Annotated in this window: 27 protein-coding genes and 1 pseudogene; 3 read left to right on the top strand and 25 right to left on the bottom strand. The window is 72.1% G+C overall.

Features of this window, described 5'->3' with window-relative positions; genetic code table 11:
- Positions 1–15: 15 nt before the first annotated feature.
- The 25 genes from G7070_RS13860 to G7070_RS13740 all read right to left on the bottom strand — a co-directional run bounded on the left by G7070_RS13860 (position 16) and on the right by G7070_RS13740 (position 23,255).
- Entirely contained in the window at positions 16–1,512 is a 1,497-nt protein-coding gene (locus tag G7070_RS13860; protein WP_166235325.1) for a YifB family Mg chelatase-like AAA ATPase, read from the bottom strand.
- Positions 1,513–1,547: 35 nt separating this feature from the next.
- On the bottom strand, positions 1,548–1,910 hold the full coding sequence (locus tag G7070_RS13855; protein ID WP_166234222.1) for a YraN family protein: 363 nt from the start codon (positions 1,908–1,910) through the stop codon (positions 1,548–1,550).
- Positions 1,911–2,022: 112 nt separating this feature from the next.
- Positions 2,023–2,334, bottom strand: a complete 312-nt coding sequence (locus tag G7070_RS13850) for a DUF2469 domain-containing protein (RefSeq protein ID WP_166234221.1) — start codon at positions 2,332–2,334, stop codon at positions 2,023–2,025.
- Positions 2,331–2,969: a ribonuclease HII gene (locus tag G7070_RS13845; RefSeq protein ID WP_166234220.1), complete on the bottom strand. Its 639-nt coding sequence runs from the start codon at positions 2,967–2,969 to the stop codon at positions 2,331–2,333. Before G7070_RS13845 ends, G7070_RS13850 begins: the two co-directional genes overlap by 4 nt.
- Positions 2,966–3,721: a signal peptidase I gene (gene lepB / locus G7070_RS13840; RefSeq protein WP_166234219.1), complete on the bottom strand. Its 756-nt coding sequence runs from the start codon at positions 3,719–3,721 to the stop codon at positions 2,966–2,968. Before lepB ends, G7070_RS13845 begins: the two co-directional genes overlap by 4 nt.
- Positions 3,722–3,741: 20 nt before the next feature.
- Positions 3,742–4,092 (bottom strand): 50S ribosomal protein L19, encoded by a 351-nt coding sequence (gene rplS, locus G7070_RS13835; protein WP_166235323.1) that lies wholly within the window; start codon positions 4,090–4,092, stop codon positions 3,742–3,744.
- A gap of 152 nt (positions 4,093–4,244) precedes the next feature.
- Positions 4,245–5,027 carry an SDR family oxidoreductase gene (locus G7070_RS13830; RefSeq protein WP_166234218.1) on the bottom strand — a complete coding sequence of 261 codons (783 nt, stop codon included), beginning with the start codon at positions 5,025–5,027 and terminating at the stop codon, positions 4,245–4,247.
- A gap of 173 nt (positions 5,028–5,200) precedes the next feature.
- Complete coding sequence (locus G7070_RS13825) at positions 5,201–5,953, bottom strand: succinate dehydrogenase/fumarate reductase iron-sulfur subunit (protein ID WP_166234217.1); 753 nt, start codon at positions 5,951–5,953, stop codon at positions 5,201–5,203.
- Positions 5,950–7,944, bottom strand: a complete 1,995-nt coding sequence (locus G7070_RS13820; protein WP_166234216.1) for a fumarate reductase/succinate dehydrogenase flavoprotein subunit — start codon at positions 7,942–7,944, stop codon at positions 5,950–5,952. The genes G7070_RS13825 and G7070_RS13820 overlap by 4 nt, the downstream gene beginning before the upstream one ends.
- Positions 7,944–8,591 carry a succinate dehydrogenase cytochrome b subunit gene (locus G7070_RS13815; protein ID WP_166234215.1) on the bottom strand — a complete coding sequence of 216 codons (648 nt, stop codon included), beginning with the start codon at positions 8,589–8,591 and terminating at the stop codon, positions 7,944–7,946. The genes G7070_RS13820 and G7070_RS13815 overlap by 1 nt, the downstream gene beginning before the upstream one ends.
- Positions 8,592–8,771: 180 nt before the next feature.
- Positions 8,772–9,476, bottom strand: a complete 705-nt coding sequence (trmD, locus tag G7070_RS13810) for a tRNA (guanosine(37)-N1)-methyltransferase TrmD (RefSeq protein ID WP_166234214.1) — start codon at positions 9,474–9,476, stop codon at positions 8,772–8,774.
- Positions 9,477–9,998, bottom strand: coding sequence for a ribosome maturation factor RimM (gene rimM / locus G7070_RS13805; RefSeq protein ID WP_166234213.1), 522 nt, complete (start codon positions 9,996–9,998; stop codon positions 9,477–9,479).
- Between the two features lie 94 nt (positions 9,999–10,092).
- Positions 10,093–10,344, bottom strand: coding sequence for an RNA-binding protein (locus G7070_RS13800; protein WP_166234212.1), 252 nt, complete (start codon positions 10,342–10,344; stop codon positions 10,093–10,095).
- A gap of 2 nt (positions 10,345–10,346) precedes the next feature.
- Complete coding sequence (rpsP, locus tag G7070_RS13795) at positions 10,347–10,787, bottom strand: 30S ribosomal protein S16 (RefSeq protein WP_166234211.1); 441 nt, start codon at positions 10,785–10,787, stop codon at positions 10,347–10,349.
- Positions 10,788–11,048: 261 nt separating this feature from the next.
- Positions 11,049–12,260: an amidohydrolase family protein gene (locus tag G7070_RS13790; RefSeq protein ID WP_166234210.1), complete on the bottom strand. Its 1,212-nt coding sequence runs from the start codon at positions 12,258–12,260 to the stop codon at positions 11,049–11,051.
- A gap of 91 nt (positions 12,261–12,351) precedes the next feature.
- Positions 12,352–13,902: a signal recognition particle protein gene (gene ffh, locus G7070_RS13785; RefSeq protein WP_166234209.1), complete on the bottom strand. Its 1,551-nt coding sequence runs from the start codon at positions 13,900–13,902 to the stop codon at positions 12,352–12,354.
- A 123-nt stretch (positions 13,903–14,025) separates the two neighbouring features.
- Complete coding sequence (locus tag G7070_RS13780; RefSeq protein ID WP_166234208.1) at positions 14,026–14,550, bottom strand: GNAT family N-acetyltransferase; 525 nt, start codon at positions 14,548–14,550, stop codon at positions 14,026–14,028.
- Entirely contained in the window at positions 14,543–15,703 is a 1,161-nt protein-coding gene (gene ftsY, locus G7070_RS13775; RefSeq protein WP_166234207.1) for a signal recognition particle-docking protein FtsY, read from the bottom strand. Before ftsY ends, G7070_RS13780 begins: the two co-directional genes overlap by 8 nt.
- An 84-nt stretch (positions 15,704–15,787) precedes the next feature.
- Positions 15,788–16,654, bottom strand: coding sequence for a hypothetical protein (locus G7070_RS13770; protein ID WP_166234206.1), 867 nt, complete (start codon positions 16,652–16,654; stop codon positions 15,788–15,790).
- 112 nt (positions 16,655–16,766) lie between these two features.
- Positions 16,767–20,339 carry a chromosome segregation protein SMC gene (gene smc / locus G7070_RS13765; protein ID WP_166234205.1) on the bottom strand — a complete coding sequence of 1,191 codons (3,573 nt, stop codon included), beginning with the start codon at positions 20,337–20,339 and terminating at the stop codon, positions 16,767–16,769.
- A 10-nt stretch (positions 20,340–20,349) separates the two neighbouring features.
- Positions 20,350–20,937, bottom strand: a complete 588-nt coding sequence (locus G7070_RS13760) for a GtrA family protein (RefSeq protein WP_348981467.1) — start codon at positions 20,935–20,937, stop codon at positions 20,350–20,352.
- Positions 20,934–21,788 (bottom strand): bifunctional DNA-formamidopyrimidine glycosylase/DNA-(apurinic or apyrimidinic site) lyase, encoded by an 855-nt coding sequence (gene mutM / locus G7070_RS13755; RefSeq protein ID WP_166234204.1) that lies wholly within the window; start codon positions 21,786–21,788, stop codon positions 20,934–20,936. The genes G7070_RS13760 and mutM overlap by 4 nt, the downstream gene beginning before the upstream one ends.
- The gene (gene rnc / locus G7070_RS13750) at positions 21,788–22,483 is read right to left on the bottom strand and encodes a ribonuclease III (RefSeq protein ID WP_166234203.1); all 696 of its coding nucleotides are present in this window, start codon (positions 22,481–22,483) and stop codon (positions 21,788–21,790) included. Before rnc ends, mutM begins: the two co-directional genes overlap by 1 nt.
- A complete protein-coding gene (gene rpmF / locus G7070_RS13745; protein WP_166234202.1) occupies positions 22,483–22,674 on the bottom strand; it encodes a 50S ribosomal protein L32 in 192 nt (63 codons plus the stop codon). The genes rnc and rpmF overlap by 1 nt, the downstream gene beginning before the upstream one ends.
- Before the next feature lie 35 nt (positions 22,675–22,709).
- Positions 22,710–23,255 (bottom strand): YceD family protein, encoded by a 546-nt coding sequence (locus tag G7070_RS13740; protein ID WP_166235318.1) that lies wholly within the window; start codon positions 23,253–23,255, stop codon positions 22,710–22,712.
- A gap of 211 nt (positions 23,256–23,466) precedes the next feature.
- Here G7070_RS13740 and G7070_RS13735 point away from each other — a divergent pair, with 211 nt between their 5' ends.
- The 3 genes and pseudogenes from G7070_RS13735 (at position 23,467) to G7070_RS20015 (ending at position 26,848) form a co-directional block, all read left to right on the top strand.
- Positions 23,467–24,420, top strand: a complete 954-nt coding sequence (locus tag G7070_RS13735) for a carbohydrate ABC transporter permease (protein WP_166234201.1) — start codon at positions 23,467–23,469, stop codon at positions 24,418–24,420.
- The gene (locus tag G7070_RS13730) at positions 24,417–25,334 is read left to right on the top strand and encodes a carbohydrate ABC transporter permease (RefSeq protein ID WP_166234200.1); all 918 of its coding nucleotides are present in this window, start codon (positions 24,417–24,419) and stop codon (positions 25,332–25,334) included. Before G7070_RS13735 ends, G7070_RS13730 begins: the two co-directional genes overlap by 4 nt.
- Positions 25,335–25,469: 135 nt before the next feature.
- Positions 25,470–26,848: pseudogene (locus tag G7070_RS20015) on the top strand (extracellular solute-binding protein).
- The last annotated feature ends 68 nt before the right edge of the window (positions 26,849–26,916 follow it).

Here is a 26,916-nt window from a genome sequence, read left to right as displayed (position 1 = left end):
CGCGGTCGTCCCCGCTCACGATGCCACCGCCCCGGCGTCCTCGCCGCGGCGCAGCGCGATGGCCGTGCGGACGTGCTCGACGCTCGGCCGGTCGGAGCCGGCCAGATCGGCCACCGTCCACGCCAGCCGCAGCACCTTGTCGAGGCCGCGCAGGCTGAGCAGCCCGCGCGCCATGCTCGACTCCAGCAGATCGACCCCGTCGGGACGCGGCAGTCGGGTCCGCAGCGCCGAGCCGGGCACCTCCGCGTTGCAGCGCGCGCCGAGCCCCTCCAGCCGACGAGCCTGCCGGGCGCGGGCCGCGGCGACCCGCTCGGCCACGGCGTCGCTCGACTCGCCGGTCGCCCCGGCCGCACGCAGGTAGGACCGGGTCATCGGGCGGAGCGGCTGCACGATGTCGATGCGGTCCAGGATGGGCCCGGACAGCCGGCCCGCGTACCGGCGCACCGCCATCGGGGTGCACTCACACGAACTGCCTCGCACCCCCGCCCGGCCGCACGGGCACGGGTTCGCCGCCAGGACCAGCTGGAACCGCGCCGGGTAGCTCGTCTGGGCCAGCGCCCGCGCGAGCTCCACCCGGCCCGACTCCAGCGGGGTCCGCAGCGCGTCGAGGGCCCGCGGGCTGAACTCGGGCGCCTCGTCCAGGAACAGCACCCCGCGGTGCGCCAGCGAGATCGCCCCCGGCTGGGCGATCCGCGCCCCGCCGCCGACCATCGCCGCGATCGACGCGCTGTGGTGCGGGGCGGAGTACGGCGCCCGCCGGCTCAGCCGCCCGCCGACGCTCAGCCCGGCGACGGAACGGATCGCGGCGACCTCGAGAGCCTCCGTGGTGGACAACTCAGGCAGGATGCCGGGGAGCCGCTCCGCCAGCAGCGTCTTGCCGACGCCGGGCGGCCCCGTGAGGAACAGGTGGTGCCGCCCCGCGGCGGCGACCTCCAGGGCCCACCGCGCCTCGAGTTGGCCCGCGACGTCGGCGAGATCGAGCCGCCGCTCGTCGGGCGGATCGACCGCCGGCGCCTCGGTCGCCGCCGGAACGACGTCCTGCCCCCGCAGCCAGCTCACCAGCTCGGCCAGTCCGGCGACGCCCACCACGGCGATCCCCTCCACCAGTCCGGCCTCGGGCAGTTGCCCGGCCGGCACGACCACGCGGTCGAAGCCCGCCTCGCGGGCGGCCAGCACCGACGGCAGCACGCCCCGCACGGGGCGCACCGCGGCGTCCAGCCCCAGCTCGCCCAACAGGATGCAGCCCCCGAGCCGGTCGGCCGGCACCACGCCGGCGGCCTCCAGCACCGCGCCGGCGATCGCGAGGTCGTAGTGGGTACCCGCCTTGGGCAGCGAGGCCGGGCTCAGGTTGATGGTGACCAGGTGGTCGGGCCAGCCGAATCCCGCCTGGCCCAACGCCGCCCGGCAGCGGTCACGGGCCTCGTGCAGCGCGGCGTCCGGCAGGCCGACGATCACCGTCCGCGGCAGACCGCCGCCCACGACCGCCTCCACCTCCACGACGCTGGCCTCCATGCCGACCAGCCCGACGGAGCGGGCCCGGCCCAGCTTCATCGGGCGATCCCGCGCTCGTGCGCGATGCTGGCCGTGCCGTCGGGATGCCAGAGCACGCCGATGGCGTCGATCCGCAACGCCGGCACGGGTGCCGGATGCTGGCGCGCCCAGGCGGCCGTCAGCCGCCGCAGCCGCCGCGCCTTCGTGTACGTGATGGCCTCCAGCGGGCCGCCGTAACCACGCCCCCTGCGGGTCTTGACCTCGCAGATCACCACCGTGCCGTCGGGCTCGCGGCAGATCAGGTCCAGTTCGCCGTAGCGACACCGCCAGTTCCGCTCCAGCACGGTCCACCCGAACCGCGCCAGATAGCGCACCGCGAGTTCCTCGCCCCGATCACCGACCCCACGCCGCTCGTCCATGCCGAGAGGTTGGGCACGACACGGCCGGGCGCGTCGCGCGGACGCCGCCTGGGGATGAAGAAGACGGACGACACCGATCCTGTGGACGGTGACGCCGAAGCCGCCTGGGGCGTCAGAGGCTGTCGGGGACCTGGAGGTCGGAGTGCGTGATCTCCTCGATGGAGACGTCGCGGAACGTCAGCACCTTGGCCGACTTCACGAAGCGCGCCGGGCGGTACATGTCCCACACCCACGCGTCGCCCATCGAGACCTCGTAGTAGACGTCACCGCCCTCGGTGCGCACCTTGAGGTCGACCGCGTTGCACAGGTAGAACCGGCGCTCGGTCTCGACCGCATAGGTGAAGATGCCGACGACGTCCTTGTACTCGCGGTACAGCTGGAGTTCCAGCTCGGACTCGTACTGCTCAAGATCGTCGGTGCTCATGACCGCTTCAGCTTAGTGGTTCGCGCGACGTTGTCCCACTTCATCCGGTGGATCGCGCAGGGCCCCTGCGCGTCCAGTTCCGACTGGTGCAGCGGCGTGCAGTAACCCTTGTGCACGTCGAACTGGTAGCTGGGGTAGTCGGAGGCGTACTCCGTCATGATCCGGTCCCGGGTCACCTTGGCCAGGATGGACGCCGCGGCGACGGACGCCGCGACCGCGTCCCCCTTCCACATCGCCAGCGAGGGCGACCCCAGGCCGTCGACGGGGAATCCGTCGGTCAGGACGAAGTCGGGACGCACCTCGAGCCGCGCCACGGCCCGGCGCAGCGCCTCGAGGTTGGCCACGTGCATGCCCAGCGCGTCGCACTCGTCGGGCTCGATGCGGACGACCGACCAGGCGACCGCCCTGGCCTGGATGAGCGGGAACAGCCGCTCCCGCCGCAGGGCGGTCAGCTTCTTGGAGTCCGCCAGCCCCTCGATGGCGCGGGCGGGCAGGATCACCGACGCCGCGACGAGCGGTCCCGCGCAGGCGCCCCGACCGGCCTCGTCGACGCCGGCGACGCCCGCGAAGCCGGCCCGCTTGAGGGCGCGCTCGTAGCCGTAGATCCCGGCGTCCCGACGAACGACGAAGCTCATCGGTTGCTGCAGGCAGGCAGTTCCCCGGTGATCACCGGCTTCTCGGGGGCCGGTGCCGCCGGGGCGGGCAGGGACTCGAAGACGACCGGGGCGGCGAACGTGCGCCAGCGGTCGAAGGGGAACACCGTGAACCCGGCCGCGCCGACGACCGAGTCGACCGCCGGGAACGCGCCCAGACCGGGCACCCCGAGGTGGCTCTCGCGCATGTGGCAGCGGGAGTCGGCGGACGCCTCGCGATGGTCGCCCATCACCCACAGGCGACCCGCGGGGACGACGACGTCGAACGCGTCGAGCGACGGGGCGTTCTGGACGCCCTGGCCGTCGGTGAACAGGTAGCCGGTCTCATCCAGCGCCTCCCCGTTCACGGTGATGCGGCCGTCGGTGTCGCAGCACACGACGTGGTCGCCGGCGGTGCCGATGACCCGCTTGACCAGGTGATTGGAGGAGGCGTCGGGCATGAGGCCCACGAACACCAGGGCGTCCAGCCAGGGGGCCTGCGCGAACCGGTCGGGGTTGCCCAACCACTCCTGATCGTCGCGGAAGACGACGACGTCGCCGCGCTTGAAGGGCATGACCTTCTGCACGGCGACGCGGTCGTCGATGTTGAGCGTGGACTCCATGGAGCCCGACGGGATGGAGTAGACCTGAACCAGGAAGAGGCGAAGCAGCGTCGAGGCGATCAGCGCACCGATCACCACGATGGCGGCCTCCTTCAGGAAGCCACGCAGGCCGCCACCCCGTTCCTCGTCCACGCGGTCGTCTCCTCGCGCGCTCAGTTGTCGCGCTTCTCCTTGATCTTGGCGGCCTTGCCGTGCAGCCCGCGCAGGTAGTACAGCTTGGCGCGACGCACGTCACCGCGACGATCGACCTCGATCTTGTCGATGATCGGGGAGTTCAGCGGGAAGGTGCGCTCGACACCGGTGCCGAAGGAGACCTTGCGGACGGTGAAGGTCTCACCGATGCCGCGGCCGGTGCGGCTGATCACGACGCCGGCGAAGATCTGGATACGCGAGCGGGTGCCCTCGACCACCTTCACGTGCACCTTGACCGAGTCGCCGGCGCGGAAGTCGGGCAGGTCGTCGCGGAGCTGGGAGGCGGTGATGTCCGCCACGTGCTGGTTCATGTTCTCGTCCTCGCCGGTGCCACAGGTCACCTCGTGAAGCTTCTTCGTGGGGCCGTGCACCGCCGACCCCCTGTGGCAGGAGCGCGTGCACAACCTGCACAAGTCTGCCACAACCGGCGCGGCCGGGGGTAATCATGACCTCCCCGGGCGGCTCAGACAACGGAGGTGACGCCCCCGTCGACGAAGATGTTCTGCCCGGACACGAAGGCGCTGGCGTCGCCGGCCAGGAAGATCAGCGTCCCGATGAGGTCCTCCACCTGCCCCCAGCGTCCCGCGGGCGTGCGGCGCTCGACCCAGGGACCGAAGTCCCCGGACGCCCGCAGGTCCGCGTTCAGGTCCGTGACGATGAACCCGGGCGAGAGCGTGTTGACCTGGATGTTGTGCCGCGCCAGGTCGGCCGCCATCCCCTTGGTGAGCATCTCGATCCCACCCTTGGACGCCGCGTAGGGCACGATCGTCTCCCGGCCGAGCGCGGAGTGGATCGAGCCCACGTTGATGACCTTGCCCGACCCGCGCGCGACCATCCCCGGCGTCACGGCGCGGCTCACGTGGAAGACGCTGGACAGGTTCGCCTCGATGACCTCGTCCCACGCCGCGGTGGGGAGTTCGTGGAACGGCCCGCGCCTCTGGACGCCGACGTTGTTGACCAGGATGTCGGGGACGCCGCGCTCGGCCACGAGGGCGTCCACGCCGGCGAACACGGCCCGCGGGTCGGTGACGTCGAAGGAGGCCACGCTCACGTCCGCCCCGGACGCCGCCAGCTCCGCGCGGGCCCGCTCGAGCGCCTCCGGGTCCCGTCCGTGCAGGACGACGGCGGCACCCGCCTCAGCGAGCCCGGACGCGAAGGCGCGGCCGATGCCGCGGCTGGAGCCGGTGACGAGGGCGGTCCGGCCGGTCAGGTCGAACAGGTGGGCGGCTCGGGTGGTGGGGCTCACGCTTCTCCTGGAGGTCGGCGCCCGGTCTGGGCGGAGGGCGGCGTCCGGCCCGCCCCGTGCGGGAACCCTCGGCGGGCCGGAGCCCGGCGCCGAGGCGGTGGCGGACGCTCCCCCACACGCTAGCGGCGCCGCCCCGAGACCGGGGACGGCGCCGCGATGTGGCGTGGTGGAACTCAGCGCTTGAACAGCGACTTCATGAGGTCGCGGTTGAGCTGGCTGATCGTGTCGAGCGGGATCTGCTTGGGGCAGACCGCCGAGCACTCGCCGATGTTGGTGCAGCCGCCGAAGCCCTCCTCGTCGTGCTGCGCCACCATCGTCCGGACGCGGCTGTACCGCTCCGGCTGACCCTGGGGCAGCATCGCCAGGTGGGTGATCTTCGCGGCGGTGAACAGCATGCCCGACCCGTTGGGGCAGGCCGCCACGCAGGCGCCGCAGCCGATGCAGGTGGCCGCGTCGAACGCGCGGTCCGCCTCCGCCTTCGGCGCCGGGACCGAGTGGGCCTCGGGGGCCGACCCGGCGTTGACGCTGATGAAGCCGCCGGCCTGGATGATCCGGTCGAAGGCGGTCCGGTCGACCACGAGGTCCTTGATGACCGGGAACGCGCCCGCCCGCCACGGCTCGACGTCGATCGTCGCGCCATCGGCGAAGGACCGCATGTGCAGCTGACAGGTGGTGGTCGGGACCGGGGAGGCGGAGCGGCCGTGCGCCGCCCCGTTGATCACGACGCCACACATGCCGCAGATGCCCTCGCGGCAGTCGTGGTCGAACGCGATGGGCTCCTCGCCCTTCACGGTCAGGTCCTCGTTCAGCAGGTCCAGCATCTCCAGGAACGACATGTCCTCGGAGACGTCCTCGACGCGGTAAGAGACCATCTTGCCCGCCGACTGGGCGTTCGGCTGGCGCCAGACACGCAGGTTGATGATCACTTGTAGCTCCTCTGCTTCAGCTCGATGTACTCGTACTCGAGCGGTTCCTTGTGCAGGATCGGCCTGTTGCCCGCACCGGTGAACTCCCAGGCCCCCACGTAGAGGAACTCGTCGTCGTGGCGCAGCGCCTCGCCGTCCTCGGTCTGCGACTCCGCCCGGAAGTGGCCGCCGCACGACTCGCGACGGTGGAGGGCGTCGACGCACATCAGCTCGCCCAGCTCCAGGAAGTCGGCCACGCGGCCGGCCCGCTCCAGGGTCTGGTTGAAGTCCTCGTTGGCGCCCGTCACCTTGACGTTGCTCCAGAACTCCTCGCGGAGCTCCCGGATCCGCCCGATGGCGAACTGCAGGCCCTCCTCGGTGCGCTCCATGCCGCAGTACTCCCACATGATGTTGCCCAGCTCCTTGTGGAAGCTGTCCACCGTGCGGGTGCCGTTGATCGACAGGAGGCGGTCGACCCGATCCTTGACCGACGTGATCGCCTCGACCACGGCCGGGTGATCCTCGCCCAGCGGCTCGAACGGTGCGGCCGCGAGGTAGTCGTTGATCGTGTTCGGCAGGACGAAGTAGCCGTCGGCCAGGCCCTGCATCAGCGCCGAGGCGCCGAGGCGGTTGGCGCCGTGGTCGGAGAAGTTCGCCTCGCCGGTGACGTAGAGACCCGTCAGGTTGCTCTGCAGGTCGTAGTCCACCCACAGGCCGCCCATCGTGTAGTGCACGGCCGGGTAGATGCGCATCGGCGTCTCGTACGGGTTCTCGCCCGTGATCTGGGCGTACATGTCGAAGAGGTTGCCGTACTTCTTCTCCACCGCGTCGCGGCCGAGCCGCTCGATGGCGGAGGCGAAGTCCAGGTAGACGCCGCGGCGGCGGGACTGCGTCTCCCCGGTGCGGTGGTTGACCTCCTCGACGGCCGGACCGACACCGCGGCCCTCGTCGCACATGTTCTTCGCCTGACGCGACGCGATGTCGCGCGGGACCAGGTTGCCGAACGCCGGGTAGATCCGCTCGAGGTAGTAGTCGCGATCCTCCTCGGCGATCAGGCGGGGATCCTTCTCGCAGTCCTCGGCGTTCTTGGGCACCCAGATCCGGCCGTCGTTGCGCAGCGACTCCGACATCAGCGTCAGCTTGGACTGCGTCTCGCCGTGCACCGGGATGCACGTCGGGTGGATCTGCGTGTAGCACGGGTTCCCGAAGTAGGCGCCCTTGCGGTGCGCCCGCCACGCGGCCGTGACGTTGCAGCCCATCGCGTTGGTCGAGAGGAAGAACACGTTGCCGTAGCCGCCCGTGGCGAGGACGACCGCGTCGGCGGTGACCGCCTCGATGGCGCCGGTCACCATGTTGCGGGTGACGATGCCGCGGGCGCGGCCGTCCACCATGATCAGCTCGAGCATCTCGTGGCGGGTGAACATCTGCACCGTGCCGGCCGCGACCTGACGCTCGAGGCTCTGGTAGGCGCCGATCAGCAACTGCTGGCCGGTCTGACCGCGGGCGTAGAAGGTGCGCTGCACCTGGACGCCGCCGAAGGACCGGTTGTCGAGCAGGCCTCCGTACTCGCGGGCGAACGGGACGCCCTGGGCGACGCACTGGTCGATGATGTTCGCGCTGACCTCGGCCAGGCGGTAGACGTTGGTCTCGCGGGCGCGGTAGTCGCCGCCCTTGACCGTGTCGTAGAACAGCCGCATCGTCGAGTCGTTGTCGTTGCGGTAGTTCTTGGCGGCGTTGATGCCACCCTGCGCGGCGATGGAGTGCGCGCGGCGGGGGCTGTCCTGGTAGCAGTAGTTCAGGACGTTGTAGCCGGCCTCGCCCAGGGTCGCGGCGGCGGCGCCACCGGCCAGGCCGGTGCCCACGACGATGACCGAGAGCTTGCGGCGGTTGGCCGGGTTGACGAGCTTGGCCTCGAACTTGCGCGTGGACCACTTGCGCTCGATCGGCCCGGCGGGAGCCTTCGTGTCGCGGATATCCGCGCCAACCTCGAAGAAATCAGTATTGGTCGACATCAGCTAATCCACCCCAAGAGAACGGCCACCGGCATGATCATGAATCCGACGAACAACAGCACGGCGATGACCCAGGCGAGTCCGTCCAGGAATCGACGGGCACCGGGCGACGTGTGCGCGCCGAGCGTGGTCAGGGCGCTCCAGACGCCGTGGCGCACGTGCATGCACACGGCCACGATCCAGATCGCGTAGGCGAGCACGAGCCACCACTGCTGGAAGCTCAGGACGACCATCTGGTAGGCCGAGATGCCCGGCGTGAAGCCCGGGGTCACGACCTGGACGGTGAACTGCAGCAGGTGGAAGACCAGGAAGCCGGCGATCAGCACGCCGCCCCAGCGCATGGTGCGCGCCGAGTAGGTCTGCTGGATGCGGTCCGTCGTCACGTACTTGCTGCTGCGGGCCGCGTGCGCGCGCCCGGTCAGCACGGCGGCGGCGTACATGTGCGCCACGATGCAGAGGAGCAGGAAGGCGCGGAAGAGCCAGATGAACGAGCCCTGCGGAACCAGCGGGTACAGGATGTCGGTCTTGAGCCAGTGCGCGTAATGGTCGAAGGCCTCGGCACCGAGGAACGCCTTCAAGTTGCCATACATGTGCATGAGCAGGAAGCCGATCATCACCAGGCCGGTGAGGGCCATGACGGCCTTCATCGCCACTGTCGACCGGACTGCTCGCTGTCGAGGAGTCAGTGTTGTTGTCGCCACAAGGGTCACTCTAGACAACTTGCAGGGCCTTCGTTGCCACGGCACGGCGTTTCCCAGTTGGAGGGACGAAAACGTCCAGAACAGGCGTCCCGCAAGCCTATTTACGCATTGTTGAAGTGACCTAATTCAGTCCTGCGTGGGCGGCAGCAGGTCGGGGCGGCGGGCGGCCGTCCGCTCCAGGGAACGGGCCGCGCGCCAGGCGTCGACCCGGCCGTGGTCGCCGGAGAGCAGCACGGCCGGGACGTCGAGGCCGCGCCAGTGCATGGGCTTGGTGTAGCTGGGGTACTCCAGGAGCCCGGAGCCGACGGCGTGGGACTCCTCGACGAGACTCTCGGGGTTGCCGACGACACCGGGCACCAACCGGACGATCGCCTCCATCATGGCGAGCACCGCGACCTCTCCCCCGTTGAGGACGTAGTCGCCGATGCTCACCTCGCGCACCGGCATCCTGGACGCCGCGTGCTCGGCCACGCGGGCGTCGATGCCCTCGTACCGGCCGCAGGCGAACATCAGGTGCGGCGCCGCGGCGAGCTCGTGCGCCATCGCCTGGGTGAAGGGGACGCCCGCGGGCGTGGGGATCACCAGAGTCGGCGTCGACCACGCCTCGGCCAGGAGCTGATCGAGGGCCTCGCCCCACGGCTCGGGCTTCATCACCATGCCGGCGCCACCCCCGTACGGGGTGTCGTCCACGGTCCGGTGCCGGTCGTGCGTCCAGTCCCGCAGGTCGTGGACGCGCCAGTCGACCAGCCCGGCGCGGCGGGCCTTCCCGACGAGCGACAGGTCGAGCGGGGCGAAGTAGTCGGGGAAGATCGTGACGATGTCGGCGTACACCTAGGCCTCCTCGAGGTCGGTGAGCAACCCGGGGACCTCGGCGACCTGCACCAGGCCGCGCTCCAGGTCGACCACGGGGACGAGCTCGGTCACGAACGGCACGAGCCGCTCCCCCGCCGGCGTCCGGACGGCGAGGACGTCCTGGGAGGGCAGGTGCAGCACGTCGGCGACCGCGCCGACCTCGGCGCCCGCGGCGTCCAGGACGCGCAGTCCGATGAGCTGCCGGTCGTAGTAGGCGTCGTCCTCGGTCGGCAGCGCGTCGGCCGGCACGCGCGCCCACAGGTCGGTGCCCGCCAGCGCCTCGGCGGCGGTGCGGTCGCTGACGCCCGCCAGGCGGATCAGCAGCGTCCCGGAGTGCCAGCGCACGGCGTCCAGGACGCGCGGCGCACCCCCGATCAGCACGGGCTCGCCCGCCACGAACCGGAGCTCCGGCTCGTCGGTGCGGACGCGGACGCTCACCTCGCCTCGCAGGCCGTGCGCGCGTCCGATCGTGCCGATCAGCACGTCCTCGGTCTGGGTCATCGCTCTCCTCGGGAGACGTCGGTGGTGACGCCAAACGGTCCCCGGCCGTGCGAGGGGCGAACCTCGACGGCCGGGGACCGGCGGCGTTGTTGCTTCAGCGTCGGCGCGGACGGCGGTCGACGTCGACGAAGTCGACGCGGACCTGCTCGCGGCCCGCCAGCGCACCGATCACGGTGCGCAGCGCGCTCGCGGTGCGACCCTGCCGCCCGATGACCTTGCCGATGTCCTCGGGGTTGACCCGCACCTCGAGGGTGCGGACCCGACGGTGGTCGAGGTCGGACACGGCCACGTCGTCGGGGTTGGTGACCAACCCACGGACGAGGTGATCCAGCGCGTCGGCGAGCACGATCAGGCCTCTTCGGCCGCGTCGTCGCCGGCCTCGGCCTCGGGGGCCTCGGCCTCCTCGGCCTTCTTCTTGCGCGAGGTGATGGCGCCGGAGGCGGGCTCCGCGTCGGCCTCGGCCAGGGCCTTGTTGAAGGCGGCGAGCTTGTCGCCCTTCTCCGGCTGCGGCTTGATGCCCGAGGGCTCGTCGGTGCCCTTGAACTTCTGCCAGTCGCCCGAGAGGGTCAGCAGCTTCACGACGGTCTCGGACGGCTGAGCGCCCACGCCGAGCCAGTACTGAGCGCGCTCGGACTTGATCTCGATCACCGACGGCTCGGACTTCGGCTGGTAGATGCCGATCTCCTCGATCGCGCGACCATCGCGCTTGGCGCGGGAGTCCATGATGACGATGCGGTACTGCGCGTTGCGGATCTTGCCCATCCGCTTGAGACGAATCTTGACGGCCACGTGTGTGGTTCTCCTGTAGGAACGTGCCCACGCTGTGTGGGCTGACGGGTGAGCGGCTCGTCGGCTGTGGGACGGCGTCCGGACCACTCGGGTGAACCATGCGGGCGGGCGTGAGAGGGCACCTGCACGCATAGTGCATCGACCATTGTGCCAGACGCCCCCCTCGTCGGGCCAAACGCGCGGCGCCGGGCGACGCGAGCCCGGGGCACTCGACCCGCCGGTGACGAGGCGTCCGGCTTCACCCGTGCGCGTGCGGCGGCCTCACCCGTGCGTGTGCGGCGGTGGGGCGCCGGTCGTGACGACCCGGCCGCGCAGCACGATCGCCCGCGGACGCCGCAGTTCGTCCAGGTCGGCGCGCGGGTCGGCGTCCAGGACCAGCAGGTCCGCCGGGGCACCCTCGGTGACCTGCGCGGCGCCCAACCAGTCCCGCGCCCGCCAGGACGCCGCCCCGAGCGCGAACTCGGGGCCGCCGACGCGGGCGAGCAGGTCGATCTCGTCGGGCAGGATGCCGTGCGCCAGCGCTCCGCCCGCGTCGGTGCCCGCGTAGATCGGGACCCCCGCCTCGAGCGCCGCGGTGATCGTGTCGAAGCGGCGGGCGTGCAGCGCGCGCATGTGGGCGGCGTAGACCGGGAACTTCTCCGCCGCGGCGTCGGCGATGTCGGGGAAGGTCTCGATGTTGATCAGGGTGGGCACGAGCGCCACCCCGCGGGCGGCCATCAGCGCGATGGTCGGCTCGCCCAGCCCGGTGCCGTGCTCGATCCCGTCGATCCCGACCTCGACCAGTTCGGCGACCGACCGCTCGTCGAAGCAGTGCGCCGTCACCCGGGCGCCCTCTTCGTGGGCGGCGGCGATCGCAGCGGCCGCGACGTCGACGGGCCACAGCGGGCGCAGGTCGCCCGCGTCCCGGTCGATCCAGTCCCCCACCAGCTTGACCCAGCCGTCGCCGCGGCGAGCCTGACGCCGGACCTCGGCGACGAGGTCGTCGGGCTCGACCTCCTCGGCGTAGTTGCGGATGTAGCGCCGCGGACGGGCGATGTGGCGGCCCGCGCGGATGATGCGGGGCAGATCCTCGCGCGCGTCGATCCAGCGCGTGTCGGCCGGGGAGCCGGCGTCGCGGACCAGCAGCGTCCCGGCGTCGCGGTCGGCGAGCGCCTGCCGCTCGGTGGTGGCCTCGTCGACGGCCCCGTGGTGGTCCAGGCCGATGTGGCAGTGTGCGTCCACCAGGCCGGGCATCAGCCAGGCGTCGGTCGCCAGGGTGTGCGCCCCGGCGACGGGCTCGAAGGTGATCCGCCCCTCGACGATCCAGAGCTCGACCGGTTCGGCGTCGGGGAGCAGCCGCCCCGTCAGGTGCAGCCGGGGCAGCGCGTGGGCGTCGGCGCCCGCGGGCACGTGGTGGGTGTGCGTGCCGCCGCCGTGGCTGTGGGTGACGGCGACCAGGGGCTCGCCCAGCGCGCCGAGGGGAGGTTGCGTCATGCGCCCAGCCTGCCCTAGTCACGGCCGGCCGTCAGCCGACCGGCCGGGAACGCGACGACGCCCCGCCGGTGGAGGCGGGGCGTCGGGTGGGTCAGCGCTTGTTCTGCTGGTTCAGCATCTTCTGCAGTTCGGGCGGCAGCTGGAAGTCCGCCATCGCCGACTGCAGGTCGGCCTCGTTCGTGGGCACCGGGGTGCCCGCGGGGGCCTGCTGCGTGCCGGCGCGGCGGGCCGGGTTGCCGGACACGCCCTTGCCCTTCTTGGCCTTTTTCTTGGGCTGCTGCTTGGCCGGGCGGCCCATGCCGGGCATGCCGCCCATGCCGGGCATCCCGGGGATGCCGCCGCCGCGTCCCATCTGCTGCATGAGCTTGCGGGTCTCGGTGAACCGGTTGACCAGCCCGTTCACGTCCTGGACGCTGGTGCCGGAGCCGGCCGCGATGCGGGCGCGCCGGCTGCCGTTGAGGATGTCGGGGCGCTGCCGCTCCGCCGGGGTCATCGAGTAGATGATCGCCTCGATGCGGTCGATCTCGCGCTCGTCGATGTTGGCGATGGCGTCCTTCATCTGGCCCATCCCGGGCATCATGCCCAGGATCTTGCTCATCGGGCCCATCTTGCGCACGGCCTGCATCTGCCCGAGGAAGTCGTCCAGGCCGAACTCCTTGCCGGCCATGAGCTTCTCGGCGGCCTTGCGGGACTCCTCGGCGTCGAAGGTCTTCTCCGCCTGCTCGATCAGGGTGAGGATGTCGCCCATGTCGAGGATGCGCGAGGCCATCCGGTCGGGGTGGAACAGGTCGAAGTCCCGCAGCGCCTCGCCGTTGGAGGCGAACATGATCGGCCGGCCGGTGACCTTCGCGATCGACAGGGCCGCGCCGCCGCGGGCGTCGCCGTCCAGCTTGGAGAGCACGACGCCGTCGAAGCCCACGCCCTCGGCGAACGCGTTGGCGGTGTTGACGGCGTCCTGGCCGATCATGGCGTCGACGACGAACAGGATCTCGTCGGGGTTGACCGCGTCGCGGATGTCGGCGGCCTGCTGCATCAGCTCGGCGTCCACGCCGAGGCGTCCGGCGGTGTCGACGATGACGGTGTCGTAGTACTTGCGCCTGGCTTCCTCGATGGACGCCCGCGCGACGCTCACCGGGTCGCCGATGCCGTTGCCGGGCTCGGGCGCGAACACCGGGACGCCCGCGCGGCCGCCGACGACCTGGAGCTGGTTGACGGCGTTGGGGCGCTGCAGGTCGGCGGCCACCAGCATGGGGGTGTGGCCCTGCTCGCGCAGCCACAGGCCGAGCTTGCCCGCCAGCGTGGTCTTGCCGGAGCCCTGCAGGCCCGCGAGCATGATGACGGTGGGCGGGTTCTTGGCGAACCGGAGCTGACGCGCCTGCCCGCCGAGGATCTCGACCAGTTCCTCGTTGACGATCTTGACGATCTGCTGGCTGGGGTTGAGCGCCTGGTTCAGTTCCGCACCGGTGGCGCGCGCCTTGACCGCGGCGACGAACTCCTTGACGACGGCGAGGTTGACGTCGGCCTCCAGCAGCGCCAGCCGGATCTCACGCGCGGTCGCGTCGATGTCGGCGTCGGTGAGCCGCGCCTTGCCGCGCAGGTTGCGGAACGTGGCTTGGAGGCGGTCTTGCAGCGTGTCGAACATGGGAGCCTTACTGTGTCGCGGCGCGGTACCGGACCAGCCTACCGGCTGCGGTCGCCCCGCCCCCGCCCGAGGCCGACGCCGCGCGGTCCGCGACGGCGGGGCGGCCGACCGCCGGCCGGGCGGTCAGGGCGCGGGGCGGTCGTCCAGGAGCTTCTGCAGCCACACCAGGTCGAGCCAGCGGCCGAACTTGGCGCCCACCTGCGGCATCCGGCCGACCTCGACGAAGCCGAAGCGCTCGTGCAGCGCGATCGAGACCTCGTTCTCGGAGCTGACCGCGCCCACCAGCGCGTGCACGCCGGCGGCGGTGGCGGTGTCGATGATCCCGGTCATCAGCAGGCGCCCGACGCCGTGGCCGCGCGCGGACTCGTCCACGTAGAGGGTGTGCTCCATGCTGAGCCGGTAGCCGGCCTTGGGGCGGAAGGTGCCCCACGACGCCCAGCCGATGACGCGGCCCTCCAGGTCCGCCACGAGCACGGCCTGACCCGCCTCGACGCGGCCGCGGAACCAGGCCAGGCGCTCAGCGACGGTCTGGGGCTCGGTGTCCCAGCTGGCCGTGTTGACCGCGACCGAGGCGTTGTAGATCGCGACGATGGCGGGCACGTCGGCCTCCGTGGCGGGACGCAGCACCGCCGCGGGGGCCTCACTCACCGAGCAGCCCGTCCACGAAGCCGTCGGCGGTGAACGGGGCCAGGTCGTCGGCGCCCTCCCCCAGCCCGACGAACTTCACCGGGACGCCGAGTTCGCGCTGCACCTGGACGACGATGCCGCCCTTGGCGGAGCCGTCGAGCTTGGACAAGACGATGCCGGTCACGTCGGTGACCTCGTTGAACACCCGCGCCTGGATCAGGCCGTTCTGGCCGGTGGTGGCGTCCAGCAGCAGCAGGCACTCGGTGATCGGGGCGCGCTTGGAGATGACGCGCCGGATCTTGCCCAGCTCGTCCATGAGGTTGGACTTGTTGTGCAGCCGGCCCGCGGTGTCGATGAGGACGACGTCGACCCCCTTCTCGACCCCCGCGTCCACGGCCTCGAAGGCCACGGACGCCGGGTCGGCGCCTTCGGCGCCCCGGACGGTCTCCACGCCCACGCGGTCGCCCCAGGTCTGGAGCTGTTCGGCGGCGGCGGCCCGGAACGTGTCGGCCGCGCCCAGCAGCACCGTCCTGCCCTCGGCGACCAGCAGCCGGGCGAGCTTGCCGACGGTGGTGGTCTTGCCCGTTCCGTTCACGCCGACGACGAGGATCACGGCGGGCAGCCCGTCCGCGGCGTCGAGGTTCAGCGCGCGGTCCAGCGTCGGGTCGGTGATGCGGACCAGTTCGCGGTGCAGCACCTCGCGGGCGCGGGTCGGGTCGGCGACGCCGTCGATCGACAGTTCGCGACGCAGGGTGTCGACGAGCTCGGTGGTCGGGCCCACGCCGAGGTCGGAGCCGATCAGGGTGGCCTCGAAGTCGTCCCAGGTGTCGGCGTCGAGCCGATCGCTGCTGATGAGGCCGAGCAGGGCCTGAGCCAGGACGTTGTTGGAGCCGGCCAGCCGGCGGCGCAGCCGCGCCATCCGCGTCCCGGCCTGCTCGGGCTCCTCGGTCGTCGGCGCCGCGGGCGTCGGGGCGATCGTGCCGCTCGGCGCCTCCGCGGCGGGCGCCTCCGGGGCGGTGGGCGTGGGGGCGGACGGGGCCGCGGGCAGTTCCTCGCGGCGGCGGCGTTCGAGCTCGGCGGCGCGGCGCCGGGAGACGACGACGGCGACCGTCACGCCCGAGACGAGGACGACCACGCCCAGGACGATCCACAGGATCACATCAACGGGAAGCACCCGGCCATCCTAATGGGGCGTGGGCGTCGGCCAGGCGCCCGGCGGCGGCGCCGGGAACTGCGGTGGGGCGCGCCCGGGCGAGGGTCAGGCGCCGCGTCCGCGTCCGAGGTGGACGCGCTGCTGGGCCTGCGGCTCGGGGTCGAGTTCGTCGGCCCCCCACACGCCGTAGGGGTCGGCCTCGGTCGGGTCGGGCACCGCGGGGGCGGCCAGCGCGGCGGCCATGATGTGGCTCAGTTCCTCGGGCGACAGCCGCGGGGCGTCCTCCTCGGGCTCGGGCGCGGGGTCGGGCACGACCGTCAACCCGGCCGGGCGCCCGCCCTTGGTCTTGTTGCGCTTGCGCTTGCCGGAGCGCTGCACGGGGCGGATCGCGTCGTCCTCGTCGGCGGACGCCGTCGGCGCGTCCCCGGCGCCGGGCGCCGCGGGGGCGGCCGGGGCGGGCGCTGCGAGGTCCGCCGCAGCGGGGGCGTCCGGCGCTGACGCGTCCGGTGCGGGAGCGGGCACCGCCGCGTCCGCGGGCTCCGCCGACTCGCGGCCGGCTTCACCGCCCGGGGTGGTCTCCGGGCGGGCCTTCTTGCGCTTCTTGGCCTTGCCCGGCTTCGGCGCGGCCCCGGCGGGCGCCCCGGAGCCGTCGGCCCCCTCGACGCCGCCGAACTCCTCGGGGAGGTCGGCCGAGGCCGCCGAGGCTGCGGAGCGGGCCGAGCGCATGGCACGCAGCTTGTTGGGCAGTTCGCGCACGTTGACCTGGGGGACCTCGTCGATCTCGTCGAACAGGGTCAGCAGCGCTTTGGGCGGTTCGCCCTCGCCGTTGAGGTGCTTGGCCGTGCGCGCCATCGCGTGGGCGATTTCGGGATGCTTGTCCCGTCCGGTGCCTTCCATCCCCATCACGACGACCGCGATGACGACGACGGCGAGCACCAGCACCGCGAGCAGCGCGAAAATCATGATCGGCATGGGGGCACCTCCTGACCGCCTCCAGTATGCCGCAGGGTCTCCCCCGGTCTCGACCACGCCCGCCCGGCGAGCCCCCGCGATCTCGGTGCACCCATAACGATGTCTGCTCTGCTCAGCTCGCCTCGTCGGCGCGCAACCGCTGGCTGATCACCGTCGAGATCCCCTCGTCGCGCATCGTCACGCCGTAGAGCGCGTCGGCGATCTCCATCGTTCGCTTCTGGTGCGTGATGACCAGCATCTGGCTGTTCTCGCGCAGTTCCTCGTAGATGCCGAGCAGGCGTCCCAGGTTGGTGTCGTCCAGCGCCGCCTCGACCTCGTCCAGGATGTAGAACGGGCTCGGGCGCGCCCGGAACAGCGCCGTCAGGAACGCGACGGCGACCAGCGAGCGCTCGCCGCCCGACAGCAGGCTCAGCCGCTTGACCTTCTTGCCGGCCGGCCGGGCCTCGACGTCGACTCCGGTGGTGAGCCAGTTTCCGGGATCGGTGAGGATCAGGCGGCCCTCCCCGCCGGGGAACAGCCGCGAGAAGGTGAACTCGAAGGCCTCCTCGACGTCGGCGTAGGCCTGCGCGAACACCTCCTCCACCCGGGCGTCCACGTCCGCGATGATGCCGAGCAGGTCGGCGCGGGTGCGCTTGAGATCGTCCAGCTGCTCGGCGAGGAAGCGGTGGCGCTCGCTCATCGCCTCGAACTCCTCCAGGGCGAGCGGGTTGACCCGCCCCAGCAGGTCGAGGTTGCGCTGGGCGCGGCGCAGCCGCTTCTCCTGGTCGGCCCGCACGAAGGGGACGGGCTCGGGCTGCTCCCCGTCGGGGTCCAGCGCACCGCCGTCGGCGTCGGTGAGCACCGGCACGGGCTGGTCGGGGCCGTACTCGGCGGTCAGCACCTCGGGGTCGAGGCCGAGCTCGTCGAGCGCCTTCTCGGCCAGGGACGCGATCCGCATCCGCTGCTCGGCGCGCGCCAGCTCGTCGCGGTGGGCGACGTCGACGATGCCCTCGAACTGGCGGGCCAGGTCGCGGCTGCGCTGGCGGGCGTCGTGGACGTGGCGGTCGGCCTCGATGCGGCGCTCGTCGGCGCGCTTGCGCTCGGCGCCCGCGAGCGCCTGCGAGGCGTCCACCCGGCTGAGCAGCCACTCGCAGGCCAGCGCCGCGGCCCGGGCGACCTCGCCCTCGCGGCGCAGCCGCTCCCGCTTCGCGGCCGCCTGCTCCCGGGCGGCGCGCTCGGTGCGTGCGGCGCGCAGCAGCGACTCGGCGCGTCCGGCCAGGGCGCGGGCGCGCTCCTCGTCGGTGCGCAGCGCCAGCCGCGCGTCCATCTCGACCTGCCGGGACTTCGCCGCCGCCAGCGCCAGTTCGTCGCGCTCGCGCGGGTCGGCCTCGGTGAGGTCGGTGGTGGCCTTGGCCGTCTCCAGGCGCTGGGTGAGCTCGGCGAGCCTCGCCGCGTTCGCGGACCTGGCCTCCTCGGCGCGCGCGATGGCCGCGTCCTGGCGGTCGGCCTCGGCCAGCGCGTTGCGGGCGGCCTGGTTCAGCTGCCCCAACTGCTCGGCGAGCGCGGAGTACTGGGCGTCCGACTCGTGCAGCCGCGCGAGCGCCGCCTCGGACGCCTTCATCGCCTCGGCGAGCTTCGCGGCGGCCGCGGCGCGGGCGAAGCCGAGCCGCTCCACCTCGGCCTGGGCCGTCTCCAGGGCGTCCTCGGCCTCCTCGACGGCCGCCTCGATCTCCATCAGGCTCGGCTTGGCCGAGGATCCCCCGGACGCGAACCACGCCGAGACCAGGTCCCCGTCGCGCGTGACCGCGCTCAGGTCGGGGGCCGCATCGATCAGGGACCGCGCGGCGGCCAGGTCGTCCACGACGGCGACCTTGCGGAGCAGCCGGGTCAGGGCCGGCTGCAGGCCCGCCTCGGCGCGCACCAGGTCGGCGGCGTAGGCGGCGCCGCCGGGCAGCGCGGGCCAGGCGTCGCGGTCGGCGTCCGGCTGCGCGCCCGCGAGCAGCAGGCCGGCGCGCCCCAGGTCGTCGTCCTTGAGCCGCCCGAAGGCGGCCACGGCCGCGTCCAGGCCGGCGACGGCCACGGACTCCGCGGCCCCGCCGAGCGCCGCGGCGACCGCGGTCTCGTAGCCGGGCTCGACGCGGACCAGCGCGCCGACCGAGCCCAGCACGCCGCCCAGTTCGTCGGACGCCGCCAGCAGCGCCCCCGAGCCGTCGCGGCGCTCCAGGCCGAGCCGCAGGCCGTCCAGCCGCGCGGACAGCGCCGCGCGGCGCTGCAGTGCCTCCTGCTCGGACGCCTTGAGTCCGTCGGCGTCCTCGGTGAGCCGGACGCGGGCGGTCTCGGCCCGCTCGTAGGCGTCGTCCAGTCCGGCCTCACCGTCGGTGACGGCCCCGATCTCGGTCTCCAGGGACGTGTAGCGCCGACGCGCCTGCTCGGCGCGGGCGCGCGCCTCGTCGCCGGCGCTCCGCAGCCGCGCGATCTCGGCGTCGGCCGCCTCGGTGCGCGAGGTGAGGGAGTTCACGTCGCCGGCCAGCCGCGCCAGGCCCTCCCGGCGGTCGGCGATCGCGCGCAGCTGGGCCGCGTAGGCCTTCTCGGCCTCGGCGTGCGCCCGCTCGCTCTCGGCGCGGGCGGCGCTCGCCGCGGCCAGCGCCTCGGCGCGGACGCGCACCTCCTCGGCCAGCGCCCGCTCCGATTCCTGGATGCCGGCGGCCTCTGCCTCGATGGCTTCGGGGTCGCGTCCGCGGCGCTCGTCGACGGTGGCGCTGCCGGCGTGCCGCACGCGTTCGGCGGCGATCGACCGGGTGCTGGAGATGCGCTCGCGCAGGCCGGCGAGCGCGTACCAGGTCTCCTGGGCGCGCGCGAGCTCCGGCGCGACGTCCCGCACGGCCTGTTCGGCGGCCGTCTCGGCGTCCCGGGCCGCCTCGAGGGCCTCCTCCAGCGCGAGGCGGCGCTGCTTGAGCTCGGCCTCGGCGGCCAGGTCCGACTCCAGCGCCAGCGAGGCCATCACGTAGTCGTCGGCCAGGACTCGCGCCTTGGCGTCCCGAAGCTCTGCCTGGACGACCGCGGCCTTGCGCGCGACCTCGGCCTGCCGCCCCAGCGGCTTGAGCTGGCGCCGGATCTCTCCGATCAGGTCGACGAGCCGGTCGAGGTTGACCTGGGTCGAGTCGAGCTTGCGCAGCGCCTTCTCCTTGCGCTTGCGGTGCTTCAGCACGCCGGCGGCCTCCTCGATGAAGCCGCGCCGCACCTCGGGGGTGGCCTGCAGGATCGAGTCGAGCTGGCCCTGCCCGACGATCACGTGCATCTCGCGCCCGATGCCGGAGTCCGACAGGAGTTCCTGTACGTCCAGCAGCCGCGCCGGGGCGCCGTTGATGGCGTAGTCGGAGCCGCCCGAGCGGAACATGGTCCGGCTGATGGTGACCTCGGTGTACTCGATCGGCAGCGCGCCGTCGGTGTTGTCGATGGTCAGGCTCACCTCGGCGCGGCCCAGGGGCGCGCGGCCGGCGGTGCCGGCGAAGATGACGTCCTCCATCTTGCCGCCGCGCAGCGACTTGACGCCCTGCTCCCCCATCACCCAGCTGAGCGCGTCCACCACATTGGATTTGCCGGAGCCGTTCGGCCCGACGATGCAGGTGATGCCCGGCTCGAAGTGCAGCGTCGTCGCCGAGGCGAACGACTTGAACCCGCGCAGCGTGAGGGACTTCAGGTACACGCGCTACACCTTACGAACCCGGGTGGGTCGAATCCACGCTCGGGGAGGACGCCGCGGCGTGTCGGCGGCGGACCGCGCGGAACGTCCAGAGCTTGTTGACCACGAAGTTGATGGGCATCGTGATGACGATCGTGATGAGCTGCGCCCAGTACTCCCGTGACTGCAGCCCGGTGTCCTCGTGGAACCACGGCTCGGGCAGGTAGATGGGCGAGGTGGGGTTGGTGAAGCCGACCTTGATGAAGATGCCCGCCAGCGCGGCGGCGCTGCCGACGGCCAGGAACGGCCCGAACTCGTGCAGCCACGGCGCCCGGCCGACCCCGCCGCGGAAGGTCCAGTGCCGGTTGAGCTGGAAGTTGAACAGGTTCGCCACCAGGAACGCCACGATCCAGACCAGCGTGGTGAACCGGAAGTTGAACGACGTCCCGGGGATCGGGAACAGGATGTCCTGCGCGTTGACCGTGCCGCCGTTGAGCTTGTTCATGATGACGGCCACGACCATGTTCACGACGACGCCCGCGCCGCCGACCAGCCCGAACTTGATGAACTGGCCCACGACGTGGCCGTAGCGGCGAAGGAACGAGTCGGGCGAGGTGCTCACGGCGCGAGGGTCCTCTCGATCGCCGGCTGGCAGGCCGGGCAGCGGAACGAACTGCGGTTGGCGAACGGTTCCCGCACGATCGACGCGCCGCACCGGGAGCAGGGAAGGTCCTCGCGCCCGTAAGCCTCCAGCGTACGGTCGAAGTAGCCCGATTCGCCGTTGACGTTCACATACAGCGCGTCGAACGACGTGCCGCCCTGGGCGAGCGCCGCGGTCATGACGGCGCGGGCGGCGTCCAGCACGGCCTCGATGTCGGCGGCCGCCAGCCGGTTGGCGGGCGTCTGACCGTTGAGCTGGGCGGCCCACAGCGCCTCGTCGGCGTAGATGTTCCCGATGCCCGAGACGACCGTCTGGTCGAGCAGGACGCGCTTGATCGCGCTGGCCTTGGACGCGATGCGCGCGGCCAGCGCGGGCCGGTCCAGCTCCGGGTCGAGCAGGTCGCGGGCGATGTGCGCCACCTCGTCGGGCAGTTCGGCGCCCCCGCGGGCCAGCGACAGGCCGCCGAACATCCGCTGGTCCACGAAGCGGAGCTGGACGCCGTCGTCGAGGTCGACCAGGACGCGGGCGTGCCGCTGCAGCGGGGCGCCGGGGGCGTCCAGGCGGAACTGGCCGCTCATCCCGAGGTGGGCGACCAGGGCGTCGCCGTCGTCGAAGGGCAGCCACAGGAACTTGCCGCGCCGCCGCGGGACGTCGAAGCCGCGGCCGACCAGCGTCGCGGCGAAGTCGTCGGGGCCGGCGGCGTGCCGGCGGACGGGACGCGGGTGCAGCACCGTCACCGCGTCGATGCGGCGGCCCACCAGCGCCGGCTCGAGGCCGCGCCGGACGACCTCGACCTCGGGCAGTTCGGGCATCAGTCGCCCGCCGACAGGTCCCGGTGGGCGAGTTCGGCGGCCCCCTGCTCGGCGAGCTTCTTGGAGCGGGCGGTGAAGCCGGCGTGCCGGACGTCCCCGATCACCGCGACGGCCTCGAAGCGCTTGTCGTGGTCGGGCCCGGACGCGGTGTGCTCGTAGCGGGGCACCCCCAGTCCGCGGGAGGCCGCGAGCTCCTGCAGGGCCGTCTTCCAGTCGGTGGCGCGCGCGTCGGCCGACGCCGCGGCCACGACGGGGTCCATCAGCGCGTGGACGAACCGTTCGGCGGCGTCCCGGCCGGACGACAGGAACACCGCGGCGATCAGCGCCTCGGTCGCGTCCGCGAGGATCGAGTCCTTGTCGGCGCCGCCGGTCTGCTGCTCGCCCTTGCCCAGGCGCAGCTGCGCGCCCAAGTCGAGACCGCGCGCGACGTCGGCCAGCGCGTACGTGTTGACCACGGCGGCGCGCATCTTCGCCAGCCAGCCCTCGGGCTGGTCGGGGAAGGTGCGGTACAGGTGCTCGGTCACGACGACGCCCAGCACGGCGTCACCGAGGAACTCGAGCCGCTCGTTGTGGGGCGCGCCGCCGTGCTCGAACGCCCAGGAGCGATGGGTCAGGGCAAGCTCGACAAGCTGGGGATCGGTGTCGATCCCCAGCTGTGAGAAGAGCTCATGGACGCGGCCGTCGGCCGCGTTCATCACTGCTCGATGACTTGGCGGCGGGCCGCACGCGGGCCGTACTGGCCGCAGTCCGGGCACGCCGTGTGGGGCAGGTGCTTGCCCTTGCAGGCCGGGTTCGCGCAGGTCACCAGCGTCGGCGCAGACGTCTTCCACTGCGCACGGCGGGACCGCGTGTTGCTGCGGGACATCTTCCGCTTGGGAACAGCCACGTCAAACTCCTTGTTCTCTGGGCGCGAGCGCCCGCTCAGTTCTGGGTGTCGTCAGCCCAGCCGGCCAGGGACGCCCACCGGGGGTCGATCGCCTCGCCATGGTCGTGGTCGGGATCGTCGTTCAGGTTGACCCCGCAGGTGGGGCACAGCCCGGCGCAATCCTCCCGGCACAACGGGATGAACGGCAGGTCGAGCACCGCCGCGTCCCGCAGGACCGGCTCGAGGTCGATCAACTCTCCCTCGACCCGGCTGGCCTCGACGTCGTCGGGATCGATGCCCGGGAAGAGGAACAGTTCCTGCAGGTCGATCTCGGCCTCCGCCGTGATCTCGGTCAGGCACCGAGCGCACTCCCCGCGCAGCTGAACCTCAGCGACGCCGGTGGCCAGAACCCCGTCGCCCACCCCCTCGAACCGAACGTCGAGGTGGATCGGAGACTTGGTCGGCACTCCGATCACGTCGTTGCCGAGGCCCTCAGGGGCGGGGACGTCGCGGACAATTTCTTTGCTTCCACCCGGCTGATGCCCGAATTCGTGGATATCGAAGACGAGTTCAGACCGGGGGTCGACCGAACGAGTTGCCATCGCGTTCACCCCCTCCACTGCTGGCACGACAACGTCATAACCGAAGGACAACCTTACCGGGTCGCGCGCGGGCGACCAAACCCGTTGCCCCCACGCCCGGCGCCCCCGCCGACCGTGGCCCTGCGTCGCTCCCCCGACTCGTCACCGGTTCGCCGAGCCCCGTTCACCTCGGGTGCCCCAACGAGACGGACGGCCTGCCTACGTTCGCCTCGTGCCGAGTACGTCCCAGGGTCCGCAGTCGACCGCCTCCTCCCCCCACGCCTCGCCCGCCGCGCGGCGCTCCCGGCTCTCCCGCCGCACCCTGCGGGAGTGGGCGCTGTTCGTGCTGCTGGCCGCGCCCAACGTGGCCCTGATCCTTGCCTTCACCTACCGGCCGCTGCTGACCAACGTGTACTACTCGACGCTGGACTGGACGCTGGGCTCCGAGACGGCCACCCCGGTGGGCCTGGGCAACTACGTGGAGTTCTTCACCGGCCCGGACGCCGTCCCGGTGCTCCGCACCACCGCCGTCTTCACCGTCGCCACGGTCGGCGGGTCGATCCTGCTGGGGCTCGCCCTGTCCACCGTCCTGAACCGCCGCCTGCTCGGACGCGGCGTCGCCCGGGCGACGGTGTTCGCCCCGTACGTGCTGTCCGGAGTGGGCATCGGACTGGTGTGGATGTTCATCTTCGACCCGACCACGGGCGTCCTGTCCGGCCTGCTGCGCGGCGCCGGCCTGCCGGTGCCCGAGTGGTTCCTCAAGCCGGAGCTCTCCCTGGCGATGGTCATCATCGTCTACGTCTGGAAGAACCTCGGCTACTGCGCGGTCATCTACCTCGCCGCGCTCCAGGCCATCCCACCCGACCTGCTCGAGGCCGCCGCGATCGACGGCGCGGGCCGCTGGCGCAGGTTCCGCAGCATCGTGTGGCCGCTGCTGTCGCCGACCTCGTTCTTCCTGCTCATGACGATGCTCCTGTCCTCGCTGCAGGCGTTCGACCTGATCCGCATCATGACCCCGCTGGGCAACGGCACCACGACGCTGATGTACGACGCCTACCTGCAGGCCTTCGGCGGCTACAACCGGGCGGGCTACTCCTCCGCCATCGCGACGATCCTGTTCGTCGTCCTCATCTGCCTGACGCTGGTGCAGTTGCGCGTCATCGAGCGGAAGGTCCACTACGCATGAGCGCCACCCTCCTCACCGAGCGCCCCGCGCCCGCGGCCCCGGCGGCCCCCGAACCCCGGCGCGGCCGGCGCCGGGCGGGCCTGGAGCGCGAGTCCACCGCCTCGATGGTGCTGGGCGGCTACCTGCCGCTGGTGCTGGCCACGCTGATCATCGCCCTGCCGCTGCTGTGGATGGTGCTCGGCTCGCTCAAGACCAGCGGCGAGGTGATCTCCCGCGACATCGTGTGGCTGCCGGGTTCGCCGAGCCTCGACGCGTACGCGGAGGCCTCGCGCCGCGTGGACTTCCCGCGGCTGTTCTGGAACTCGACGCTCGTCACCCTCATCGGCGGCGGCATCAAGGTGATCCTGGCGATCACCACGGCCTACGCACTGGTGTTCGTGCGGTTCCCGTTCAAGCGGGTCATCTTCGCCGGCATCCTCGTGGCGCTGATGGTGCCCCCGCAGGTCTCGCTCCTGCCCAACTACGTCCTCATCGCGGGGCTGGGCGGGGCCAACACGTACTGGGGCATCATCCTGCCCGGGCTCGGCACCGCGTTCGGCACGTTCCTGCTGCGGCAGCACTTCCTGTCGCTGCCCGCCGAGATCCTCGAGGCCGCCGAGCTCGACGGCGCCGGGCACCTGCGCCGATTGGTCTCGATCGTGGTGCCGATCTCGACCCCCACCATCGCGACCGTGGCGCTCGTGACGCTCGTGAACGAGTGGAACGACTACATCTGGCCGCTGATCATCACCAGCGACGACCAGATGATGACCCTCCCCGTCGGCCTGACCCTGCTCAAGAACCTCGAGGGCGACCCGAGCTCCTACCCGATCCTCATGGCCGGCGCCGTCGTCGTGATCGTCCCCGTCCTGATCGTCTTCATGTTCCTGCAGCGCTCCATCGTCGCCGGGCTGACCCAGGGCGCGGTGAAGTGACCCCGCAGCCCCGGCCCGAGCCGTCCCGCTGAGTCGCTCGCGGCCCGAGCCGACCCTGAGCCACCCCGCCCCAGACATCCCCGTCAGCAAGAAACCTGTGCCCCCGCCCGGGGGCCGACCGTGAGGAGAGACACCATGTCCGCATCCCTGACCTCGGCGCGGCTCACGCGCCGGACCCTGCTCGGCGCCGCCGGCGTCGGCCTCGGTTCCGCCGTCCTCGCCGCCTGCGGCGGTCCCAACGTCGCGGCTCCCGGGACGGCCGGGGCCTTCCCCGCCGCCGACCCGAACGGCCCGGACTTCGCGGGCGTGACCCCCGCCACGTCGATCACCTTCTGGTCCAACCACCCCGGCAGCTCCGAGGCCGTCACGAAGGAGATCATCGCCGCCTTCACCGCCAAGGAGGGCATCGAGGTCAACCTCGTCACCGCCGGCTCCAACTACGAGGAGGTGGCCACCAAGTTCCAGGCGGCCCAGGCGGGTGGCCAACTGCCCGACATCGTCGTGTTCTCCGACGTGTGGTGGTTCCGCTACTTCCTGGCCGACTCGATCATCCCCCTGGGCAACGCCCTGAAGGCCGCGGGCGTGGACGCGTCCGACTACCGCCCCGGCCTGTACGCCGACTACCAGTACAAGGGAGCCCAGTGGGCGGTTCCGTGGGCGCGCTCCACGCCGCTGTTCTACTACAACAAGGACCACTGGAAGGCGGCCGGTCTGGAGGACCGCGCCCCCGGACGTGGGCCGAGTTCGCCGAGTGGGCACCCCGGCTGAAGGCGGCCAACCCGGGCGTCACGCACGCCTACGAGCACCCGGCCCTGGCCGACTACGCCGGCTGGACGCTGCAGAACATCCTGTGGGGCTACGGGTCGGGCTGGTCCGCGCCGGACTCCTTCGACATCACCTGCGCCGATGACAAGGCCGTGGCCGCCCTGCAGTACGTGCAGGACTCGGTCTACAAGCACGGCTGGGCCGGCGTCGCCTCCAAGTCCGCCACCGACGACCTGGCCGCCGGGGCCATCTCCGCCACGCTGGGCTCCACCGGTTCGCTGGTCGGGATGCAGAAGACGGCGGCGGGCAAGTTCGCGCTGGGCGTCGGTTTCCTCCCCGGCGGCCCGGAAGTCACGACCCCCGTCTGCCCGACCGGCGGCGCCGGCGTGGGCATCCCCAAGAAGATCTCCAAGGAGAACCAGCTCGCCGCGGCGAAGTTCATCGGCTTCCTGACCGATCCCGAGAACACGGTGAAGTTCGCCGCCGCGACGGGCTACATGCCGGTCCGCACGTCGGCCGACACCAGCAGCCTGCTGGCGAAGAACCCGCTGGCCGGCGAGGCGATCAAGCAGTTGGACGCCACCCGCCCGCAGGACTACGCCCGGGCGTTCCTGCCGGGCGCCGACCAGGAGATGGCCAAGGCGGTCGCGGAGATCGTCACCCAGCAGGCCGACGTGAAGGCGTCCATGACCACGCTGAAGGGCGTGCTGGAGGGCATCTACACCGGCCAGGTCAAGGGCAGGATCTGACGGCTCCACCGCTGGCTCTCCCCGCTCGACCCGCACCCGCGGCGTCCCCTCGGACGCCGCGGGTGCGG

Source organism: Propioniciclava coleopterorum, assembly GCF_011393335.1.
Taxonomy (GTDB): Bacteria; Actinomycetota; Actinomycetes; order Propionibacteriales; family Propionibacteriaceae; genus Propioniciclava; species Propioniciclava coleopterorum.
This window is presented reverse-complemented; position numbering and strand designations above follow the sequence as displayed.